The sequence below is a fragment of the Paraburkholderia sp. BR10141 genome (genome assembly GCF_056155635.1).
Map to the genome: position 1 here is coordinate 110,627 of NZ_JBMIQH010000018.1, position 21,629 is coordinate 132,255.

At 64.6% G+C, this 21,629-nt stretch carries 21 protein-coding genes; 3 read left to right on the forward strand and 18 right to left on the reverse strand.

What is annotated here, in order from left to right; all coding sequences use genetic code 11:
- Positions 1-233: 233 nt before the first annotated feature.
- Positions 234-1,286 carry a DMT family transporter gene (locus tag ACOJB8_RS23995; RefSeq protein ID WP_475014692.1) on the forward strand — a complete coding sequence of 351 codons (1,053 nt, stop codon included), beginning with the start codon at positions 234-236 and terminating at the stop codon, positions 1,284-1,286.
- A gap of 97 nt (positions 1,287-1,383) precedes the next feature.
- Here ACOJB8_RS23995 and ACOJB8_RS24000 read toward each other — a convergent pair whose 3' ends face one another.
- Both ACOJB8_RS24000 and ACOJB8_RS24005 read right to left on the reverse strand, forming a co-directional pair.
- Positions 1,384-1,716 (reverse strand): RnfH family protein, encoded by a 333-nt coding sequence (locus ACOJB8_RS24000; RefSeq protein ID WP_475014694.1) that lies wholly within the window; start codon positions 1,714-1,716, stop codon positions 1,384-1,386.
- Entirely contained in the window at positions 1,713-2,150 is a 438-nt protein-coding gene (locus tag ACOJB8_RS24005) for a type II toxin-antitoxin system RatA family toxin (protein WP_042265786.1), read from the reverse strand. Before ACOJB8_RS24005 ends, ACOJB8_RS24000 begins: the two co-directional genes overlap by 4 nt.
- Positions 2,151-2,252: 102 nt before the next feature.
- Here ACOJB8_RS24005 and smpB point away from each other — a divergent pair, with 102 nt between their 5' ends.
- Positions 2,253-2,699: an SsrA-binding protein SmpB gene (gene smpB, locus ACOJB8_RS24010; RefSeq protein ID WP_368617633.1), complete on the forward strand. Its 447-nt coding sequence runs from the start codon at positions 2,253-2,255 to the stop codon at positions 2,697-2,699.
- Between the two features lie 70 nt (positions 2,700-2,769).
- On the opposite strand, the gene ACOJB8_RS24015 is transcribed toward smpB, so the two are convergent.
- The 3 genes from ACOJB8_RS24015 to ppsA all read right to left on the reverse strand — a co-directional run bounded on the left by ACOJB8_RS24015 (position 2,770) and on the right by ppsA (position 6,813).
- Positions 2,770-3,729 carry an SPFH domain-containing protein gene (locus ACOJB8_RS24015; RefSeq protein WP_069265629.1) on the reverse strand — a complete coding sequence of 320 codons (960 nt, stop codon included), beginning with the start codon at positions 3,727-3,729 and terminating at the stop codon, positions 2,770-2,772.
- 55 nt (positions 3,730-3,784) lie between these two features.
- Entirely contained in the window at positions 3,785-4,270 is a 486-nt protein-coding gene (locus ACOJB8_RS24020; RefSeq protein ID WP_475014697.1) for an NfeD family protein, read from the reverse strand.
- A 143-nt stretch (positions 4,271-4,413) separates the two neighbouring features.
- Positions 4,414-6,813: a phosphoenolpyruvate synthase gene (gene ppsA, locus ACOJB8_RS24025; RefSeq protein WP_069265628.1), complete on the reverse strand. Its 2,400-nt coding sequence runs from the start codon at positions 6,811-6,813 to the stop codon at positions 4,414-4,416.
- 399 nt (positions 6,814-7,212) lie between these two features.
- On the opposite strand from ppsA, the gene ppsR reads away from it, so the two are divergent.
- Entirely contained in the window at positions 7,213-8,028 is an 816-nt protein-coding gene (ppsR, locus tag ACOJB8_RS24030) for a posphoenolpyruvate synthetase regulatory kinase/phosphorylase PpsR (RefSeq protein WP_028204047.1), read from the forward strand.
- A 67-nt stretch (positions 8,029-8,095) separates the two neighbouring features.
- On the opposite strand, the gene ACOJB8_RS24035 is transcribed toward ppsR, so the two are convergent.
- From ACOJB8_RS24035 to frr, 13 genes are all read right to left on the reverse strand, one after another.
- Positions 8,096-8,881: a TrmH family RNA methyltransferase gene (locus ACOJB8_RS24035; RefSeq protein WP_368683003.1), complete on the reverse strand. Its 786-nt coding sequence runs from the start codon at positions 8,879-8,881 to the stop codon at positions 8,096-8,098.
- Positions 8,882-8,984: 103 nt separating this feature from the next.
- Entirely contained in the window at positions 8,985-9,773 is a 789-nt protein-coding gene (gene rnhB / locus ACOJB8_RS24040; RefSeq protein WP_475014700.1) for a ribonuclease HII, read from the reverse strand.
- On the reverse strand, positions 9,770-10,939 hold the full coding sequence (gene lpxB, locus ACOJB8_RS24045; RefSeq protein WP_368605422.1) for a lipid-A-disaccharide synthase: 1,170 nt from the start codon (positions 10,937-10,939) through the stop codon (positions 9,770-9,772). Before lpxB ends, rnhB begins: the two co-directional genes overlap by 4 nt.
- 3 nt (positions 10,940-10,942) lie before the next feature.
- Entirely contained in the window at positions 10,943-11,731 is a 789-nt protein-coding gene (gene lpxA, locus ACOJB8_RS24050) for an acyl-ACP--UDP-N-acetylglucosamine O-acyltransferase (protein WP_342921362.1), read from the reverse strand.
- Between the two features lie 78 nt (positions 11,732-11,809).
- On the reverse strand, positions 11,810-12,274 hold the full coding sequence (fabZ, locus tag ACOJB8_RS24055) for a 3-hydroxyacyl-ACP dehydratase FabZ (RefSeq protein WP_028204052.1): 465 nt from the start codon (positions 12,272-12,274) through the stop codon (positions 11,810-11,812).
- Between the two features lie 240 nt (positions 12,275-12,514).
- Entirely contained in the window at positions 12,515-13,588 is a 1,074-nt protein-coding gene (gene lpxD / locus ACOJB8_RS24060; protein WP_475014702.1) for a UDP-3-O-(3-hydroxymyristoyl)glucosamine N-acyltransferase, read from the reverse strand.
- Positions 13,589-13,625: 37 nt separating this feature from the next.
- Complete coding sequence (locus ACOJB8_RS24065) at positions 13,626-14,174, reverse strand: OmpH/Skp family outer membrane protein (protein ID WP_475014739.1); 549 nt, start codon at positions 14,172-14,174, stop codon at positions 13,626-13,628.
- A gap of 71 nt (positions 14,175-14,245) precedes the next feature.
- Positions 14,246-16,552, reverse strand: coding sequence for an outer membrane protein assembly factor BamA (bamA, locus tag ACOJB8_RS24070; RefSeq protein ID WP_342945832.1), 2,307 nt, complete (start codon positions 16,550-16,552; stop codon positions 14,246-14,248).
- Between the two features lie 68 nt (positions 16,553-16,620).
- Positions 16,621-18,009 carry an RIP metalloprotease RseP gene (rseP, locus tag ACOJB8_RS24075; protein WP_475014704.1) on the reverse strand — a complete coding sequence of 463 codons (1,389 nt, stop codon included), beginning with the start codon at positions 18,007-18,009 and terminating at the stop codon, positions 16,621-16,623.
- 109 nt (positions 18,010-18,118) lie between these two features.
- The gene (locus tag ACOJB8_RS24080) at positions 18,119-19,300 is read right to left on the reverse strand and encodes a 1-deoxy-D-xylulose-5-phosphate reductoisomerase (RefSeq protein WP_042265799.1); all 1,182 of its coding nucleotides are present in this window, start codon (positions 19,298-19,300) and stop codon (positions 18,119-18,121) included.
- 37 nt (positions 19,301-19,337) lie between these two features.
- A complete protein-coding gene (locus tag ACOJB8_RS24085) occupies positions 19,338-20,147 on the reverse strand; it encodes a phosphatidate cytidylyltransferase (protein WP_069265620.1) in 810 nt (269 codons plus the stop codon).
- Positions 20,141-20,917 carry an isoprenyl transferase gene (locus ACOJB8_RS24090; RefSeq protein ID WP_069265619.1) on the reverse strand — a complete coding sequence of 259 codons (777 nt, stop codon included), beginning with the start codon at positions 20,915-20,917 and terminating at the stop codon, positions 20,141-20,143. The genes ACOJB8_RS24085 and ACOJB8_RS24090 overlap by 7 nt, the downstream gene beginning before the upstream one ends.
- Before the next feature lie 71 nt (positions 20,918-20,988).
- Complete coding sequence (frr, locus tag ACOJB8_RS24095) at positions 20,989-21,549, reverse strand: ribosome recycling factor (protein WP_069265618.1); 561 nt, start codon at positions 21,547-21,549, stop codon at positions 20,989-20,991.
- Positions 21,550-21,629: the final 80 nt, after the last annotated feature.

Genomic DNA, 21,629 nt, shown 5'->3' on the forward strand with positions numbered 1-21,629 from the left:
TAGCGCCCTGGAAATCATCAGCGCTAACAGTAGCTTAGCGCCGTTTTCGGGACTATTTCCATGCTCCGACCCTGCCGGTGCGAGCCGTGCGGGCATGGCCCGCCTCCGACCCGAATATCGGGCGCACGCTGCAGGATTGAACAAGACGGGTGCGCGCACCTCCAGTTATGCTTCGGGCCGTTCTGTCATAACGGCCTGCCTTGGGCCAGCCGAAGTATCCGGAGGCAATACAAATGCAGCGTGGTGTGTTGTACGGCGTGCTCGCCGGCGCATTATGGGGAACGGTGTTCGTCGTGCCCCGGCAACTGGCGGAGTTCTCGCCACTGCTCCTGAGCGCGGGCCGCTACGCGATGTATGGGCTCGTCTCGCTCGCCGCGCTTTTGCCCATGCTGCGCCGTGTCTGGCCGCGCATGACGCGCGCCGATCTCGTCGCGCTCGTGAAACTCGCGCTGGTGGGCAACGTGCTCTATTACCTCTTTCTCGCGAGTGCCATCCATCTGGTGGGCATCGCGCCGGCCTCGCTGATCGTCGGCGTGCTGCCCGTCACGGTCACGCTGCTCGGCCGCCGTGACCATGGCGCCGTGCCGCTTTCGCGTCTGGTCTGGCCGCTTGCGATGATCGCGGCCGGCATCGTCTGCATCAACGTGGACGTGTTCAGCGCAGCCGGCGACGCAGGCGGCGCGAGTATCCTCACGCGCATCGCAGGCATTGGCTGCGCCGTCGGCGCGCTCGTGTGCTGGACCTGGTTCGCGGTCGAGAACGCGCGTTATCTGCAGCGCAATGCGCACTTCAGCGGCAACGAATGGTCGGTGCTCTGGGGCGTGGTCACGGGCGCGCTCGGCGGCCTGCTCTGGCTCGGCATTCTCGTCGTGCCGTCGCACTGGGTGCAGGAAACCGTGGCCGCCGGCCGCTGGACCACGTTCTGGCAGCTGAATCTGGTGCTCGCGATCGGCGCCTCGTGGCTCGGCAACGGACTCTGGAACGCCGCCGCCAAGCGCTTGCCGCTCACGCTCTCGGGTCAGATGATCGTGTTCGAGACGCTGTTCGCCCTGCTCTATGGCTTTATTTACGATCACCGGCTGCCGCGCGGGCTGGAAATCGCGGCGATCATGCTGCTCGTGGCGGGCGTAAGCTGGTCGGTACGCCAGCATTCGGGCGGTCCGGAAGACACCGCGCACGGCGACGGCATCGTGCCGAACGGCGATCTGCCGGGCATCGGCAACGAAAGCCGCCTTGCGCAACCCAACGTCGACGCGAAGCAAAACGGCCGCACGACCATCGCCTGAGCGCGCCGGGCCGCAAAATGCCGAATGGGCGAGACAGCGCAAGCTGTCCCGCCCATTACGTTTGTGCGGCAAATCCGTGGCAACCCGGCTCGAACCTCTAGCGCGAGTCCTTGGGCAACCACTTGCGCCCTTCGATCGAGCCTTCCTTGCGGGTCTTGTCGACGCGGCGCTGGCGCGCCATCTTGGGGTCGACGATCAGCGGCCGGTAGATCTCCACGCGATCGTGGTCGGCGAGCACGGTGTCGAGCGGCTTGAGCTTGCCGTACACGCCCACCTTGAGCTTCGCCAGATCGATCTCGGGATGGCGCGCGAGAATGCCGCTCGCGTCGATGGCCTGCCGGACGGTCGCGCCCGTCGGCAACTCGATGCTGATGAGCGTCTGCGCATCCGGCAGCGCGTAGCAGACGTCGATGGAAAGATTCGCGCTCATGGCTTGCCGTAGCGCTGGTCGGCGCGCTTCACGAAGGAGTCGACGAAGGTGTTCGCGATGTGATGGAACACTGGCCCGATGAGCTTCTCTAGAATGATGTTTGAAAACTCGTAATGCAGCGCAAACTCGATCTTGCAGGCGTCGGCGCGCAGCGGCGTGAAACGCCAGTAGCCCGTGAACTTGCGGAACGGGCCATCGGCGAATTCCATGTCGATGCGCTCGGGCCGCTTTTGCGAGTTGCGCGTGGCGAAGTGTTGCTTGATGCCCTTGAAGTTGATGTCGATCTTCGCCTCCATGCCGCTCTCGTCCTGACGGCGAATCTCGACGCCGCCGCACCACGGCAGGAAGTTGGGGTAGTCGGCGACGTCGGTGACAAGGTCGAACATTTGTTCCGCCGAATGGCGAATCAACACGGTTTTCTGGACATCCGCCATAAATTGCGCAATGCGTGGCTAGGGTGAAAGCGCCACGGGCTTTCGGGAGCCCGCTTTGCTAAAATCGTAATTTTAAACGAGTTGGGCCAATCCCATTTTCCTATGAGCATCATCGACAACAGAAAAGCGTTCTTCGATTACTTCATCGAAGAGCGCCACGAGGCCGGGCTCGTGCTGGAAGGATGGGAAGTCAAGGCCATGCGCGCCGGGCGAGCCAACATCAAGGAAAGCTACGTCGTGATCAAGGACGGCGAGCTCTACCTGATCGGCACGCACATCAGCCCGCTGCCCGAGGCCTCGACGCACATCCAGCCGGACCCCACGCGCACCCGCAAGCTGCTGCTCCATCGCGAGGAAATCGACAAGCTGATCGGCAAGGTCGAGCAGCGCGGCTTCACGCTCGTGCCGCTGAACTTTCACTACAAGGGCGGCCGCGTGAAGTGCGAGATCGGCCTCGCCAAGGGCAAGAAGCTGCACGACAAGCGCGAAACCGAGAAGAAACGCGATTGGGAGCGCGAAAAGGCGCGCCTGATGCGCTCGGCCACCTGATTCCTCCGGAAGTTCAGATGGACAACGGGCCGCTCATGCGGCCCGTTGTCATTTGCAGCGGCCTGAGCGCTTATGCGCCCTTCGCCGCCCCGGCCCCGCTGATCTGCCCCTCGCGCAGGCCTGCCCGGTTCACGATCGTCAGCGCTGAAGCGATCATCGAGCTTAAGTCGCCCATGTTGCCCGGCACGATCAGCGTATTGCCCTGCTTCGCCAGATTGGCGAAAGCATTCACGTACTGTTCGGCCACCTTGAGGTTGACGGCGTCCATCCCGCCCTGCGCCTGGATCGAGTTGCCGATCTTCTGGATGGCCTGCGCGTTGGCCTCGGCCACTGCGAGAATGGCGGCCGCCTGACCCTGCGCCTGGTTGATCGCCGCCTGACGCTCGCCTTCCGACTTCTGGATCGCTGCTTCGCGCGCGCCGGCTGCCAGGTTGATCTGCTCCTGCTTGCGGCCTTCCGAGGCCGCGATGAGCGCGCGCTTTTCGCGCTCGGCGGTGATCTGCGCCTGCATGGCGTGCAGGATTTCCTTCGGCGGCGTGAGATCCTTGATTTCGTAACGCAGCACCTTCACGCCCCAGTTCGATGCGGCTTCATCGAGCGCCGACACGACGCTATGGTTGATGAAGTCGCGTTCCTCGAAGGTCTTGTCGAGTTCGAGCTTGCCGATCACCGAGCGCAGCGTGGTCTGCGAAAGCTGCGTAATCGCGAACACGAAATTGCTCGAGCCGTACGACGCCTTCATCGGATCGGTCACCTGGAAGTACAGCACGCCATCCACCTGAAGCTGCGTGTTGTCTCGCGTGATGCAGACCTGGCTCGGCACGTCGAGCGGAATCTCCTTGAGCACGTGCTTGTACGCCACGCGATCCACGAACGGCAGCACGATCGTCAGCCCCGGCGTAAGCGTGGCGTGGTAGCGCCCAAGCCGTTCGAGCACCCAGGCATGCTGTTGCGGCACGATCTTGATAGTCTGCGCGATCAGCACGACGACGATCACGAGCAGAATCAGGCCGACGACTGGGACTTGCATACGGGACCTCCGTTCGCTTCTGTGTGGTGTGTTGGTGTGAGGTGAATTCGGCCGGTCACGCGTGGCGCGCGTCGTCGCGAGTGGCGCCGGGCGCATTGGCATCGCGCCGCTCGCGCTTCGCCGCCACGACGAGGCAACTGCCGCGCACTGCCTTGATTTCATAGAGCGGCGCGTCTTCGGGCTCGCCGGGCGCGAGTTCGACGTCCCATTCGGCGCCGCGATACATCGTGCGCGCGCGGCCGTCGTGCCATGCGGCGACAGCAAGCGTCGCGCCAATATCGAGGTTCACGCCCGGATCCGTCGAGGCGTCGGTCATGCGCCGGCGGCGGCCAAAACGCGAGCGCCGCAGCGTGACCACGGCCGCGAGCCCGACCGCCGCCGCGACGAGCAGCTGCCCGTCGAGCGGCCAGCCAAGCTCATAGCTGAGCGCGCCGGCGAGAAAGCCGAGCGCGATCATCAACAAGTAGAAGGTGCCGGTCATCAGCTCGGCGACGATGAGCACGCCAGCGGCAATCCACCAGAACAAACCATGCGGACCCACGACGACCTCCCAAAGTAAAACACCCCGGATAGACCGGGGTGTTATAGCACGAAGCTGACACTTTTTTCCGCAGCGTGCAGTGACGCAGGGGAAGCTGCATCAAGCTCCGTATGTGCCGAAGATTGACGCCCTCGGCACCGCGCTTACTTCGACTGCGACTTCGCCAGCTGCTGCCACGTCTCGACAACCGAGTCCGGGTTCAGCGAGATCGAAGCGATGCCTTCTTCCGCGAGCCACTGGGCGAAATCCGGGTGATCGGACGGCCCCTGACCGCAGATGCCGACGTACTTGTTCAGACGGCGGCAGGTTTCGATCGCGCGCTTGAGCATGAACTTCACGGCCGGATCGCGCTCGTCGAAGTCGACGGCCAGCAGTTCCATGCCCGAGTCCCGGTCGAGGCCGAGCGTGAGCTGCGTAAGGTCGTTCGAGCCGATCGAGAAGCCGTCGAAGTACTGCAGGAACTCTTCGGCGAGAATCGCGTTCGACGGCACTTCGCACATCATGATCAGCTTGAGGTCGTTCACGCCGCGCTTGAGGCCGAACTTCTCGAGCAGACCGACCACGCGCTCGGCCTGCTTGAGCGTGCGCACGAACGGCACCATGATCTCGACGTTCGCGAGACCCATTTCTTCACGCACGCGCTTGAGCGCCAGGCACTCCATTTCGAACGCCTGCGCGAAGTCCTCGGCGATGTAACGCGACGCGCCGCGGAAACCCAGCATCGGGTTTTCTTCGTCCGGCTCGTAGCGCGAACCGCCGATCAGCTTCTTGTACTCGTTCGACTTGAAGTCCGACAGGCGCACGATCACGGGCTTCGGATAGAACGCCGCCGCGATCGTGGCGATGCCTTCCGTGAGCTTGTCGACGTAGAACGCGCGCGGCGAGGCGTGGCCGCGTGCCACGCTTTCCACGGCCTTCTTCAGGTCCGCGTCGACATTCGGGTACTCGAGAATCGCCTTCGGGTGCACGCCGATGTTGTTGTTGATGATGAACTCGAGACGCGCGAGGCCAACACCCGCGTTCGGCAGCTGCGAGAAGTCGAACGCGAGCTGCGGGTTGCCGACGTTCATCATGATCTTGACCGGAATGGCCGGCAGATCGCCACGCTGGACTTCGCTGACTTCGGTTTCCAGCAAACCGTCGTAGATGCGGCCTTCGTCGCCTTCCGCGCACGAAACCGTCACGAGCGCGCCGTCCTTCAGCACGTCGGTCGCGTCGCCGCAGCCCACCACGGCCGGCACGCCCAGCTCGCGCGCGATGATCGCCGCGTGGCAGGTACGGCCGCCACGGTTCGTGACGATCGCCGAAGCGCGCTTCATCACCGGCTCCCAGTTCGGGTCGGTCATGTCGGCGACGAGCACGTCGCCCGGCTGCACGCGTTCCATTTCGGACGGGTCGTGAATCACCTTCACGCGGCCCGCGCCGATCTTCTGGCCGATCGCGCGGCCCGTTGCGAGCACCTGCGACTGGCCCTTGAGCTTGAAGCGCTGCTCGACCTTGCCGGCGGCCTGGCTCTTAACGGTCTCCGGACGCGCCTGGAGAATGAAGATCTTGCCGTCGAGACCGTCCTTGCCCCACTCGATGTCCATCGGACGCTGGTAGTGCTTCTCGATGATGACGGCGTACTTCGCCAGCTCGATCACGTCTTCGTCGGTGATCGAGAAGCGGTTGCGCTGTTCGTGCGAGACGTCGACCGTCTTCACGCGACCCGGCTCGCCCGGCTGCGTGAATTCCATCTTGATGAGCTTCGAGCCGATCGAGCGGCGGATGATCGGAGCCTTGCCCTGCGCGAGCGTGGTCTTGAAGACGTAGAACTCGTCCGGATTCACGGCGCCCTGCACGACCGTTTCACCGAGGCCGTAGCTCGACGTGATGAAGACGGCGTCCTTGAAGCCCGATTCCGTGTCCAGCGTGAACATCACGCCTGCGGCGCCGCGGTCCGAGCGGACCATGCGCTGCACGCCAGCCGACAGCGCGACTTCGGCGTGGGTGAAGCCCTTGTGGACGCGATAGGAAATGGCGCGGTCGTTGTAGAGCGACGCGAACACGTGCTTGAGGCGATCGAGCACGTCTTCGATGCCGACCACGTTGAGGTAGCTTTCCTGCTGACCGGCAAACGATGCGTCGGGCAGGTCTTCCGCCGTTGCCGACGAACGTACGGCGAACGAGAGCTCGGACGGCGAACCGTTTTGCAGCGTCTCGAAACCGGCGCGGATGTCCGCTTCGAGTTTCGGCTGCAGCGGCGCGTCGATGATCCACTGACGGATCTCCTTGCCAGCTTCGGCCAGCGCCTTCACGTCGTCGACGTCGAACGTCTCCAGACGAGCCGCGATCCGTTCGGTCAGGTTGTTATGTTTCAGGAAGTCGCGGAAGGCGAGCGCCGTCGTCGCGAAACCCGTGGGCACTCGCACGCCTGCCTCAGCCAACTGGCTGATCATTTCGCCGAGCGAGGCGTTCTTGCCGCCCACGATCTCGACATCGGTCATCCGCAACTGCTCGAAAGGCACTACATACGCCTGATCCTTGGCAACGGTGTTAGTCATACAAGCCCCTAAGTGTGAAAAAAATTCACGATTGCGCAAGTGGGCTCGAACGCGGTCCGCCCATTGGAGGCGGATTCACGTCTTGCGCAACCTGTTGGAGAAGCAATCGCTCAAGAGCCGAGCGAATTTCCTTTCAATGGAAAAGCACGAAGATGCACGCGATTTCATGCAGTTAGACGGAATCGCTGCAAATTGACACCAGAATGCACCGCGATAGGCGGCGGTTTGGCGCGGTTGCACTGCAATTGCTTATCCAACAGGTTGCCGCTATTCTACCGTGCCGACTCTCGAATTTGTGCCAGTCGGCGAGAATTGCCCCTCGGTCCCGCCGGACGGGGCTTTCCGGGCGCCCAAGCCTGTCCCGAGCGGCCCTGCAGCTCACGTACCCAGCCTCAACCGATGCCGCCTACCGTATTCATCGTCTCCGACGGTACCGGGATCACTGCCGAAACTTTCGCGCATTCGATCCTGTCGCAGTTCGACCAGAAATTCCGCCTCGTGCGCGTGCCCTTCGTCGATTCGTCCGAAAAGGCCTACTCGACCGCCGAGAAGATCAACGAAGCCGCCGTGCAGGAAGGCCGCCGTCCGATCGTGTTCACGACGCTCGTGGACAGCAACTCGAACGAGATCGTCAAGCGCGCGAATGCGCTCGTGATGGACATGTTCCAGACCTTCGTGGAACCGCTCGAGCAGGAGCTGGAGCTCAAGTCGAGCCACGCCATGGGCCGCGGCCACCAGAACGCCGACACCGACGAATACAAGAACCGTATCGAGGCGATCAACTTCTCCCTCGCGCACGACGACGGGCAGTCCGACCGCAATCTCGCCGACGCCGACGTCATCCTCGTGGGCGTGTCGCGCAGCGGCAAGACGCCGACGAGCCTGTATCTCGCGATGCAGTACGGTGTGAAGGCCGCGAACTACCCGCTCATCCCCGACGATTTCGAGCGCGGCAAGCTGCCGAATGCGCTGCTTTCGCATCGCACGAAGATTTTCGGCCTCTCGATCGATCCGCAGCGCCTGACCGAGATCCGCAACGAGCGGCGCCCGGGCAGCAAGTACGCCGCGCTGGAAAATTGCCGCTACGAGGTCAACGAAGCCGAGGCGATGATGCGGCGCGAAGGCATCAAGTGGCTCTCGTCGACGCACAAGTCGATCGAGGAAATCGCCACCACGATCCTGCAGGAAATCCGCATCGACAAGCCGTCGTATTGAAACGCCCGGCCAGAAACGAAAAGGCCCGCATCTGAGCGGGCTTTTTTATTGCTCTCCGGCGCGAGTGTCAACGTGCGTGACGCTGCTGCCGGCATTGCTCGAACACGCACACCGCCGCCGCCGCCGCGACGTTGAGCGACTCCATGCCGCCCGGCTGCGGGATGGTCACGCGCAGCGCGGCCGCGTCGCGCCAAACCTGCGAGACGCCCGCTCCTTCGTTGCCGAACACCCACGCGAGCTGGCCCGTCAGATCGGCCTCGTCGATCGCCTGCGCGCCGTGCGAATCGGTGATGACGACCGGCACGCCGAGCATCTCGACGAGCGCTTCGGCCTCCACGTTCTCGAACACCTGCAAGAGGAAATGCGCGCCCATTGCCGAGCGCAGCACCTTCGACGACCACACATAGGCCGTACCCGGCGTGCAGAACACCGTGTCGATGCCGGCCGCCGCCGCGCTGCGCAGGATCGAGCCGACGTTGCCGGCGTCCTGCAATCCGTCGAGCACGAGGCAGGTCGATGCAACGCGTTCGGGCAACGGCGCTTCAGGCATATCGACGAGCAGTAGCAGCCCTACGCCGTGCACGACGTTCGAGAGCTGCCCGAAGAGTGCATCGGGCAGTGTGATGACGCGGCGCTCGTCGACGCGGGCAACGATCGCCTGCGCTTCTTCGTGCGCGAGCGCGCCTTCGGTCACGACGCAGTACTCGGGCTGTGTGCCGCCGTCGAGCCACGCGCTCGCGAGATGGAAGCCTTCGAGCAAGGCCTGATGGCTGCGCCGCTGTTGATGCGTCGAGCCGGCGAGCGCCTTCAGACGCTTGTAGAGCGGATTGTCGCGCGAGGTAATGGCTTTCACGGGCGGCTCAGGCGTGTCAAATGAGAATCGGGAGATAGAAAAACGGCTGCGCCGGCACCGTGCGAGACGGCGCCGGCTCGCGCGAGACGCCGTCAGCGGCGGCTCAAGGCAGCGGCGCGAAGGCGTCGTCTTCTTGGAGGCCGGCGGCGTCGCTGACCACGGTCGAAGCGTCGGGCAGGACGATGCCGTGCAGCACGTAGGCGTCGCGCACGGGAGCGAACGAGCGCCGGTGATGCTCGCACGGACCATGTACGCGCAACGCTTCGAGGTGCTGCGGCGTGCCGTAGCCCACATGGGCGTCGAAACCGTAATACGGATGGCGTTGGTGCAGATCGATCAGCATGCGGTCGCGCGTAACCTTGGCGACGATCGACGCCGCCGAAATGCTCGGCACGAGCGCGTCGCCGCCGATCACTGCCTCGCTGCGCACCGGCATCACCGGGCAGCGATTGCCGTCGATCTTCGCGAGCGTCGGCACGAGGCTCAAGCCCTCGACCGCGCGCCGCATCGCCAGCATCGTCGCGTGCAGGATGTTGAGCGTGTCGATTTCCTCGACGCTCGCCGATGCGACGCACCACGCGAGCGAGCGTTCGACGATGCGCTCGTAGAGCGTTTCCCGCGCCTGTGCCGTCAGCACCTTCGAATCGTTGAGCCCGCGAATCGGCCGGGCCGGATCGAGAATCACGGCCGCGGCAACCACGGGCCCGGCGAGTGGCCCGCGGCCGGCCTCGTCCACGCCGCAGATCACATCGTCCGGCGATTCGAACAGCAGTCCGGCCTGGCGCGCCGCCTTGCGACGCGCGGCGAGCTTGAGCGCCGCCTGCGACGGCGGTTTTTTCTCCGCCGGCGCTGTCGTGCGCCTGGCCGTGCGCTTGATCGTGCCCTCGCTCATGCCCGCCCCTTTCGGCCTTCGACGATGCTCGCGACCACCTCGGCCGCGCGCTCCGCTGTGTTCTGGCGCAGGGTCAGATGCATCTGCGTGAACACCTCGGTCAGCGTGCGCCGGTTTGCTTCGTCCTGCAACTGCGTGAGCGTCGCGTCGGCAAGCGCGTCTGGCGTCGCGAAGTGCTGCAGAATTTCCGGCACGACGAAGCGCCCCGCGAGAATGTTCGGCAGGCCGACATACGGCAGGTAAGCCTGACGGCGCATGATCTGCCCCGTGAGCCAGGGCACCTTATAGGAGATGACCATCGGCTTCTTGAGCAGCGCCGCTTCGAGCGTGACCGTGCCGCTCTTCACGAGGATTGCGTCGGCGGCCGTCATGGCGAGTTGCGACTGGCCGTCGATGATCGTGAGCGCGAGACCCTGATGCGCGTTCGCGAGTTCCTGCAGCTGCGCGTGGATGGCCGGCGTTGCCGCCGGCATCACGAAACGCAGCGCCGGCTCGCGCCGCTGCATGATCTGCATCGCGTCGAAGAAGGTCGGCCCGATCAGGTTGATTTCCGAGCGGCGGCTGCCCGGCAGCACCGCGATCACCGGGCCGCTTTCCGGCAGGCCCAGCGTGCGGCGCGCACCGGGCATGTCCGGTTCGAGCGGAATCTCGTCGGCGAGCGGATGGCCCACGTACGATGCCGCCACCCCGGCCTTCTCGAGGAGCGCCGTTTCGAACGGAAACACGCAGAGCATGTGATCCACAGCCTTCTGGATCTTCTTGATGCGACCGCCGCGCCACGCCCAGATCGACGGGCAGACGAAGTGGATGGTCGGAATACCCGCGTCGCGCAGCGCGTGCTCGAGGCCGAAGTTGAAGTCAGGCGCGTCCACGCCGATGAAGGCGTCAGGCGGCTCGGCCAGCAGCTGATGCTTGAGCTCGTTGCGGATGCGCAGAATCTCGGGAATGTGCCGCAACGCCTCGACGTAGCCGCGCACCGAAAGTTTTTCCATCGGCCAGTGCGCATCGAAGCCGGCGGCCATCATACGCGGCCCGCCGATTCCGTAGTACTGCGTAGTGTCGGGCAAGCGGGCTTTGAGACCTGCAAGCAGCGACGACGCAAGCAGGTCGCCGGACGGCTCGCCGGCGACCATTGCGAGGCGCAGCGGACGCGTTTGCAGCGCCATCGATCAGCGAATGATGCCGCGTTGCGACTGCTCGACGAAGTCGAGCAGCGCCTTCACGTGCACGTCGCCGTCGCCGCCCGCCTGCGCGAGGTCGGCGAGCTGCACCTTCGCCTCTTCGAGCGAGAGCCCGTTCTTGTAGAGCGTGCGATACGCCGAGCGCAGCGCGGAAATCGCGTCAGCCGAAAAGCCGCGACGGCGCAGACCTTCGACGTTGATGCCGTGCGGCACCGCCTTGTTGCCGGCGGCGATCACGAACGGCGGCACGTCCTGCACGAGCGCCGAGGCGCCGCCGACCATCGAATGCGCGCCGATGCGCACGAACTGGTGCACGCCGGTCATGCCGCCGACGATCGCGTGGTCTTCGACGAACACGTGGCCCGCGAGCTGCGCGTTGCTCGACATGATGACGTTGTTGCCCAGACGGCAGTCGTGGCCGACGTGAACGTAGGCCATGATCCAGTTGTCGTCGCCGATGATCGTGACGCCGGTGTCCTGCACCGTGCCCGTATGCAGCGTCGTGAACTCGCGGATGGTGTTGCGGCTGCCGATTACGAGCTTGGTGGGCTCGCCCTTGTACTTCATGTCCTGCGGACGGCCGCCGATCGACGCGTAGTGGCCGATCGTGTTGTCTTCGCCAATCGTCGTGTGGCCTTCCAGCACGCTATGCGAACCGACCTTCGTGCGTGCACCGATGGTGACGTTCGCACCGATGACCGCGAACGGTCCGATTTCGACCGATTCGTCGATCTGCGCGCCCGACTCGACGACCGCAGTGGGATGGATCCTGCTCATTCGTCCTCGCTCTCCGATTCTGTTTCCGTGCGCCGGCGCCTCGAGGTCAAGGCGCGCTGCGGCATGCGGCGGCGCTGCTTATTGCGCCGCGTCCATTTTCTTGACGGTGCACATGAGTTCCGCCTCGCAGGCCACGGAGCCTTCCACTTCGGCCACCGCCTTGAACTTCCAGATGCCGCGCATGTAGCGCTCGAACGTCACGTTGAGGATGAGCTGGTCGCCCGGCTCGACCACGCGCTTGAAGCGCGCGCCGTCGATGCCCACGAAGTAGTACAGCGTATTCTCGAAGTCCTGCTCTTCCTCCGAGAACGTGAGCAGCGCGGCGGTTTGCGCCAGCGCCTCGAGAATCATCACGCCGGGCATGACCGGACGCTGCGGGAAGTGTCCCGTGAAAAAGGGCTCGTTGACCGTCACGTTCTTCAACGCCTTGATGCTCTTGTGCGGCTCGAGCTCGATGACCCGGTCCACCATCAGGAACGGATAGCGGTGCGGCAGCAGCGTGAGAATCTTGTGGATGTCGAAGTTGAGTTTTTCGATGTTCATGGTGGTTCTGCTCACGCAGGAATTGCGCGTGTGACTTTCGATTTCGATATTCGAGGCGCCGGACCAAACACGCCCGCGCTGACGCGAAGTATGCGCCACGCCCGGGCTCCCGTGCATGCGTATTGCCCCGGGCGGAGGGCCCCCTGCGGGGAACCCCCAGGCGAGCAGCTTTGGCCGTCCGCGACGCAAAGCGGCGCGCCGCTCCCGCGACACGCCGCCCGCTACCTCGATACTGCTTTCTTATTCGCCCTGCGGCTTCTGGGCTACCGCCGCCTCGAGCGCCTTGATACGGTCGCGCAGCTTGTCGATGTTACGCAACAGCGCGGCGCTCTTGTTCCAGTCGGCATGATCGACCGCCGGGAAAGCGCTCGTGTAGATGCCAGCCTTCGGCAACGACTTCGAGACACCCGACTTCGCGGTGACGATCACGTAGTCGCCCAACGTGACGTGCCCCGCGATGCCCACCGCGCCGCCAATCATGCAATGACGCCCGATCGTCGTGCTGCCCGCAATGCCGGCGCAGCCCGCGATGACCGTGTACGCGCCGATCCGGCAGTTGTGGCCGATCTGCACGAGGTTATCGATCTTCACGCATTCTTCGATGATCGTATCGGCCATCGCGCCACGGTCGATCGTGGTGTTCGCGCCGATCTCGACGTCCGGCCCGATGGCCACGCCGCCCACCTGCGGAATCTTGACCCAGCTACCCGTGCGCGCGGCGCCCTCGCCCGTGAAATCGGGGGCGAAACCAAAGCCGTCCGAACCGATCACGGCGCCGGCATGCACGATGGCGCGCGGGCCAAGCTTGCAGCTGTGGTAGACGGTCACGCCCGGATACAGGTGCGAGCCCTCGTCCACCTGGGTGCCGCGGCCGATGAAGACGTTCGCGTCGAGCCGTACGTTTTCCCCGATCACTGCGCCCGCTTCGACCGTGACGTTCGGGCCGATCACCGCGCTCGCGGCAACCTGGGCCTTCGCGTCGACGTGGGCGCTGGCGTGGATGCCCGGCTGCACCTTCGGCGCGGCGAGGTCGATATACGCCTGCGCGACACGCGCGAAGTAAGCATACGGATTCGGTGTGACGATGAAGTTGCGTCCTTCGCGCGATGCGAGCTTCTCGAGGTCGCCGGGGCTGATGAGCACCGCGCCCGCGCGGGTCGTCTCGACCTGCGCGAGATACTTCGGATTGGCGAGGAACGCGAGCTGTTGCGGACCAGCCTGGTCGAGCGGCGCCAGCGAACTGACGCGTTGCGTCGCATCGCCCACCACCTCGCCGCCGAACCGCCCGACGATGTCCTCAAGCGTAAATGCCATGCGCGTGCTGCTCCTGCCTTAGTTGCTTTTCGTTGCCTTAGTTGCTGCTGCTACCACCCGCGCTATTCGCTGCGAGCGCCTTCAGCACCTGGTCGGTGATGTCGATGCGCGGGCTCACGTACACCGCTTCCTGCACGATCAGGTCGTAATGCTGCTGCTCGGCGATCTGCTTGATCACCTTGTTCGCGCGATCGAGCACCCCAGCCAGTTCCTCATTGCGGCGCTGGTTCAGGTCTTCGCGGAATTCGCGCTGCTTGCGCTGGAAGTCGCTGTCGAGCGCGGACAGGTCGCGCTGCTTCGACGCGCGATCGGTCGGCGCCATCGATGGGCCGTTCTTGTCGAGCGAATCCGACATCGACTTCAGGCGCTGCGCCATGTCCTGCAGATCCTTGTCGCGCTTGGCGAACTCGGCTTCGAGCTTGGTCTGCGCGGCCTTCGCGGGAGCGGATTCGCGCAGGATGCGATCGGAGTTCACCGCCGCGATCCTGGCTTCCTGCGCCTGCGCCACGCCCATGCCAAAACCGAGGAGCGCCAGCGACACGGTCATCGCCCCGATCGTCCGTCTGGAAAACATACCCGTTAGCAAAGTCATCCTCTCGTTTCCTGGATTCCGGCGCTGTGCGCTGCGCGCGCAACCATCGCCGGGCAAAACATACGTCAGAACGCCGTCCCGATCTGGAACTGGAACTTCTGGTACTGGTCGCCCGTGTGCTTGGTCACCGGGAAGCCCAGGCTCAACTTCAGCGGGCCGATCGGCGAAATCCACGCGAGACCGAAACCGTAGCTGTAACGCAGGCCGTTGGCGCCAATGCTGTTGCCTTCCGTGCCCCAGACGTTACCACCATCGACGAACGTGAAGACGCGCAGCGTGCGGTCATAGCCCGTACCCGGCAGCGGGAAGGTCAGCTCGATGTTGCCGACCAGCATCTTCGAGCCGCCGATCGGGTCGTTCGTCGTCTTGTCGCGCGGACCCAGCGAGCTCGGCTCGTAGCCACGCACCGAACCGATACCACCGGCGTAGTAGTTCTTGAAGATCGGGTACGGCTTGCCGCTGAGGCCGTTACCGTAGCCGCCCTGGAAGTTCAGGCCCAGCACGAAGCCGCGCGCGAACGAGTAGTAGTACTGCGCCTGAATATCGGCCTTGTAGTACTGCGTACCGCCAACCGGCGTGCCGTACTCGGCGTTCGCCTGCGTGAAGTAGCCCTTGCTCGGTACGAGCGCGCTGTCACGCGCGTCGCGCGACCAGCCCACCGTGAGCGGCACGTTGTTCGACACGCGGCCAAACTGGTTCACGTAGTCGATATAGCTCTGCGGCGTGTTCGAGTCGATGTCGAGCGTGTCCTGCTCGAAGCCGGCGCCGAAGTAGACCGTGTCGACTTCCGAGAACGGGATGCCGAACTTGAGGTCGCCGCCCATCGTGATGATGCGGAAGCTCGAATCGGTCGAGTAGTACAGCGGCTGGTACGTGCGGTAGTAGACGTCGGTAATGCGCTTGATGCCGTCCACCGTGAAGTACGGGTCCACCTGCGTGAGGGCCAGCGTGCGGTACGTCTTCGCGGTGTTCACGTTCAGCGAGAGCGAGGTGCCCGAACCGAATACGTTGTCCTGCGACACGCCCGCCGAGAGCACCACCTTGTCCGTGGACGAGAAGCCCGCACCCAGCGTGATCGCGCCGGTCGGCTTTTCAGCGACCTTCACGTTCACGTCCACCTGGTCGGCCGTGCCTTCCACGGGCACCGTGGTCACGTCGACGTCGGTGAAGTAGCCCAGACGGTTGATACGGTCCTTCGAGAGCGCGAGGCGGTTCGAATCGAACCAAGAGCTTTCGAGCTGGCGCATTTCGCGGCGCACGACTTCGTCGCGTGTGCGCGTGTTGCCCACCACGTTGATGCGGCGCACGTACACGCGGCGGCTCGGATCGACCTGCAGCGTGAGGTTGACCGTGTGGTTCGCCTGATCGATCTGCGGCAGCGCATTGACGGTCGCGAACGCGTAACCGTATTCGCCGAGCTTGTCGACGATGGCCTTGGTCGTGGCCTGCAGCTTCTCAGCCGAGAAGGTGTCGCCCGGCTTGATCTTGATGAGCTTCTTGAGCTCGGCCTCACGGTCGAGCAGATTGCCCGACAGCTGGATGCCCGACACCTTGTACGGCTCACCTTCGTGAATGCCGATGGTGAGGTACATGTCCTTCTTGTCGGGCGAGATCGAGACCTGCGTCGAGTCGATGTTGAACTCGAGGTAGCCGTGGTTCAGGTAGTACGAGCGCACGTTCTCGAGGTCGCCCGTAAGCTTTTCCTTCGAGTACAGGTCGTTCTTCGTGTACCACGAGAACCAGTTCGGCGTGGACAGCTGCATCTCCGAGAGAAGCGTGCCGCTGCTGTACGTCTTGTTGCCGATGAAGTTGATCTGGCGGATCTTCGCGCTCGGACCTTCGACCACCGAGAACAGCAGACCGACGCGATTGCGGTCGATCGGCGTGACCGTGGTCGTGACCTCGGCGGCATAGAAGCCGCGCGTGAGGTACTGGCGCTTGAGCTCCTGCTCGGCCTTGTCGACGAGCGCCTTGTCGTAGTAGCGGCCTTGCGAGAGACCCACCGCGCGCAGCGCCTTCGTGAGGTTGTCCTTGTCGAATTCCTTGATGCCCGCGAAGTCGATCGTGCCGATGGCCGGGCGCTCCTGCACCTGCACCACCACTACGCCGCCTTCGGTGGCGATCTTCACGTCATTGAAGAAGCCCGTCGCATACAGTGCGCGGATGGCCTCGGACGCCTTGTCGTCGGTGAACGTGTCGCCCTGCTTGATCGGCAGGTAGGCGAACACCGTGCCCGGCTCGACGCGTTGCAGCCCTTCGATGCGGATGTCCTGAACCACGAAAGGCGTCGTTGCTGCGTGGGCAACGAGTCCATGTGCGGCGATCGCCGCGGCCGCAACCGTTTTTGGAACCAAGCGATGAGGTCTAAACAACGTGCTTCCCCAATTATGTATAGCTGCATCAGGTCAGGCGGCCCGCCCACGGACGCCGCCAGACATCTTTAAAAATGGATTAACCGAGCCAGATCGTTGAACAACGCGATCGCCGACAGTGCGACGATGCAGGCAAGTCCCGCGCGCTGCAGTACGAGCTGCCAGCGGTCCGAGACGGCTTTGCCCGTTACGGCTTCAACCGCATAATATAACAGATGCCCCCCGTCCAATACCGGAATTGGGAGCAGATTCAATACGCCGAGGCTGATGCTCACGAGAGCGAGGAACGACAGGAACGCCGAGGGACCGAGTCTCGCGCTCTTGCCGGCATAGTCGGCAATCGTCACCGGGCCCGACAGATTCTTCAGCGAGGCTTCGCCCGTGATCATGCGGCCGAACATCCTCAGCGAATACACGGCAATGTCCCACGTGCGATACGCACCGAGCCGCACGCTCTCGAGCGGCCCGTAACGCACGTCCACGGAAGGCGCCTGCGCCGAGAGCGCCGCGCCGATTCGGCCCACTTCCTCACCGGTCTGCGCGTCGCGCTGCAGGGCGGGAGTGACCGTGAGCATGAGCGTCTGCTGCGCGTGCTGGGAAGCGTCGCCGCGCGCGACCGTGAGCCGCACGGGCTTGCCCGCACGCGCCTTCACCCAGGCGATGAAAGTGCTTGCGCTGTCCACGGGCCGGCCATCGACGGCGCGCAACTGATCGCCCGCCTGCAGCCCGGCATGTTGCGCCGCACTACCCGCCTCCACCGCCGCCACCTTGAGCGTGTTGCCGCCCGCCTCGAGGCCGAGCTTCGCCATGAAGTCGTCGTCGATATCCTTGCTGGTCAGTTGCGAGAGATCGAGCGGAAAATCGTAGGTGCCCTCGCCATCGCGCGCGGCAAGGACGACATGGCCCTGGTCGAACGCCGTGGCGAGCAGTTTCCAGCGCAGGTCCGACCACGATCGCACGGGCTCGGTGCGGCTGCCGTTTGCATCGCTCACCGAAAGAATCGTTTCGCCGCCCTGGAAGCCGGCACGCGCCGCTGCCGTTTGCGCGGGCGGCGCCGCGACAATCGCCTTCTGCTCGGTCACCCCGCTCGCGTAGACCACGGAAAAGAGCGCAATGGCCAGCACGAAATTGGCGATCGGCCCCGCCGCGACGATCGCAATGCGCTTGCCAACCGACTGGCGGTTGAATGCATGTGGCAAATCGCTTGCGGGAATCTGATCGGCCGATTCGCGCTCGTCGAGCATCTTCACGTAGCCGCCGAGCGGCAGCGCTGCGATGGTCCACTCGGTGCCGCTCTTTTTGCTGACCCACTGGACGAGCGGCCGGCCAAAGCCGATCGAGAAACGCAGGACCTTCACGCCGCACAGACGCGCGACGCTGTAGTGCCCGTATTCGTGCACGACGACCAGAACGCCGATCGCCACGACGAATGCGACCAGTTCGGTAAGCAGGTTCATGAGCGCCTCCTGGGCTGGAAGCAGCGCACCGGTGCGGGAGCGGCCCCGAGGTCAGGCTCGCGTGCCTGAGGGGCCGCCAGGGCCCTTCCGCAAGCCCCTCGCTGACCTGTCAGGCCGGCACCGGCAGGCTGTCGATGATGGTGTGAGCCGCGCGGCGAGCCGCCGCGTCGGCTTCGAGCACGACTTCGAGACTCGACGCATTGCGGTTCTCGAGCGCGTTCAGTACGGCATCCACCGTCTGGGCGATGGCCATGAAGCCGATGCGCCGGTTCAAAAATGCCTCCACTGCCACTTCGTTCGCGGCGTTCAGTGCCGCGCTCGCCACGCCGCCGGCGGCCAATGCCTGCATCGCGAGTGCGAGACACGGGAAGCGCGCGTAGTCGGGTTTTTCGAACGTGAGCGTCGCGATTTGCGCGAGATCCAGCTGCGCGACGCCGGAATCGACACGGTCCGGATACGCCAGCGCGTGCGCGATCGGCGTGCGCATGTCGGGGTTGCCTAGTTGCGCGAGCACCGAACCATCGGCGTACGAAACCATCGAGTGGATCACGCTCTGCGGGTGAATCAGCACGTCGATGCGCTCGCCCGGCAGGTCGAACAGGTAGTGCGCCTCGATCACTTCGAGGCCCTTGTTCATCATCGTGGCCGAATCGACGGAGATCTTGCGGCCCATCGACCAGTTCGGGTGCTTGCAGGCCTCGTCGGGCGTCACATTCACGAGCGTCGAGGGCTCGCGGGTGCGGAACGGGCCGCCGGAGGCGGTCAGGATGATCTTCGTGACGCCGTCGCGCTCGGCGTTTTCGCGCGGGAAGCACTGGAACACGGCGTTGTGCTCGCTGTCGAGCGGCAGCAGAACGGCGCCGCTGTCGCACACGGCATCGATGAAGATGTCGCCCGACATCACGAGCGCTTCCTTGTTGGCGAGCAGGATCTGCTTGCCGGCCTTCGCCGCTGCGAGCGTGGGCGCGAGACCCGCCGCACCGACGATGGCCGCGACCACGGTGTCGCAGCCGTCGCTCTTCGAGACTTCGACGAGCGCCTGCGGCCCGTAGGTCACGACGGTCTTCGAGCCGGCCGCGCGCAGCTTGCGCTCGACCTGTGCGGCGGTGTCGGCGTCGCCGACCACGGCCACTTCGGGGGCGAAGCGCAGGCATTGTTCGACGAGCTTCTCGCCGTTGCGATGCGCAGTGAGCGCATAGACCGAGAAGCGTTGCGGATGACGCGCGACGACGTCGAGCGTGCTGTCTCCAATCGAGCCCGTGGAACCGAGCAGTGTGAGTCGTTTTTGCATATTCAAATCTCTAACCTGGCGTCCCGGCCAGACGCCTTTAGCCGAGCAGCAGCATGGCGAGCGGCAGCACGGGCAGCAGTGCGTCGATGCGGTCGAGGACTCCGCCGTGGCCCGGCAGAAGCCCGCTCGAATCCTTCACGCCGGCCTGGCGCTTCATCATCGACTCGAACAGATCGCCGATCACGCTGAACGCGACCAGCACGGTAAGTACGAAAAGCGCACGGCCGAGCCCGATCTGGGCGGCGAGCGCGGAATACAGCGTGGGTTCGAACGCGTGCAGCGCGATTGCCGCTCCGGACACCACCATCACGGCGGCCCAGCCGCCCACGGCGCCCTCCCAGGTCTTGCCGGGGCTGATCGCAGGCGCAAGCTTATGCCTTCCGAATGCCTTACCTGCAAAGTATGCGCCGATATCGGCCAGCCAGACCACGAGCAACAGGGACAGAACAAACGCCACGCCGGCCGTGCGCGCGGCCACCAGGGCGTGCCAGCAGGCCGCGAAAACGACGAGCCCGGCGGCCAGCAGGAAGGCGCGCCAGGCGCCGGCGGCGAGCACCGGCTTGCGCAGCAGCACGTAAGGGCCGGCAATGATCCAGAACACGCCCGCCGCCTGAAAGAGCGGCCGGGGCGCCGGCAGGCGCGTACTGAGCGCCACGGCGGCCGCCGCGATCACGGCGTAGACGATCGAGCCGGTCGCGCCCGCCTTCAGCAGACGCGCCCACTCCCATGCGGCGAAGACGACCACGACGCCGATCAGCGCACCGAACGCCGCCACAGGCGCGAACAGCGTGATCGGCAGGAAGACTGCCAGCAGGACGAGCGCCGTAATGACGCGGGTCTTCAGCATGAAAGCGAATCGGCGTTCTGGGCGACGACCTGCGCGCTCGTGCGGCCGAAGCGGCGCTCGCGCTCCGCATACGAGGCAATGGCGCGGCTGAGCGCTTCGGCGTCGAAATCCGGCCAGAACGTATCGGTGAAATAGAACTCCGCGTAGGCGAGTTGCCAGAGCAGGAAGTTGCTCACCCGCTGCTCGCCGCCCGTGCGAATGAAGAGATCCGGTTCGGGCGCGTACGCCATGGCCAGATGCTGGGACAGCGTGTCTTCGGTGACGGGAACCGGCTGGCCCGTGGCCGCGGCTTCCTCGACCAGCTTGCGCGTGGCCTGCAGGATATCCCAGCGGCCGCCGTAGTTCGCGGCGATCGTGAGGGTGAGACGGGTGTTGCGCGCGGTTTTGGTTTCCGCGCGGCGAATCAGGTCCTGGATGCGCTCATTGAACATCGACAGGTCGCCGACCACGCGCAGGCGGATGCCGTTCGCGTGCAGGCGCGCCACCTCGCGCTCGAGCGCAGTGACGAAGAGGCGCATGAGGAACGACACTTCGTCGGTCGGGCGGCGCCAGTTCTCGGAGCTGAACGCGAAGAGCGTTACGTATTCGACGCCGCGCTGCACGCACGATTCGACGACCGAGCGCACGGCGTCGACGCCACGCGTGTGGCCCGCGACGCGCGGCAGGCGCCGCTGGGTTGCCCAACGGCCATTGCCGTCCATGATGATCGCGATGTGGCGCGGCACGGCCGCCACGTCGGGCACGCGAACGGTTGAGCTGGTATAGGTCATGGCCGTCGGACTGTAACTGCGATAAGAAAGGGAAACCGCCTGGAATCTGGCGAATCTGGAGGCCTGAGGCCTCAGACCGTCATGATCTCGGCTTCCTTCGTCTGGACGAGCTTTTCGATCTCGGTCACGAAGCGGTCGGTCAGCTTCTGGACTTCGTCGCCGCCGCGGCGCTCGTCGTCTTCGGAAATTTCCTTGTCCTTCACGAGCTTCTTGAGCTGCTCGTTGGCATCGCGACGCAGGTTGCGCACGGCGACCTTCGCCGTTTCACCTTCATTCTTGACGACCTTCGTGAGCTCCTTGCGGCGTTCTTCGGTCAGCGCGGGCATCGGCACGCGGATCAGGTCGCCGTGCGTGGCCGGGTTCAGGCCGAGATCCGACTCGCGGATCGCCTTTTCGATGACCGGCACCATCTTCTTTTCCCACGCCTGCACGCCGATCGTGCGCGCGTCGACAAGCGTGAGGTTCGCGACCTGCGAGATGGGCACGGGCGAGCCGTAGTAGTCGACCTGGATGTGGTCGAGCAAACCGGTATGGGCGCGGCCCGTGCGGATTTTCGCCAGATCGCTCTTGAACGCTTCGATCGAGCGCTGCATTTTCTGCTCGGCGCCCTTCTTGATGTCAGCCACAGCCATTTTGATACCTCCGAACCTTCATAACGGAACGGGCCCGCCGGCGCGCTGATGGGCGGCGCGGCCCGTGTTCGAACCTCTCG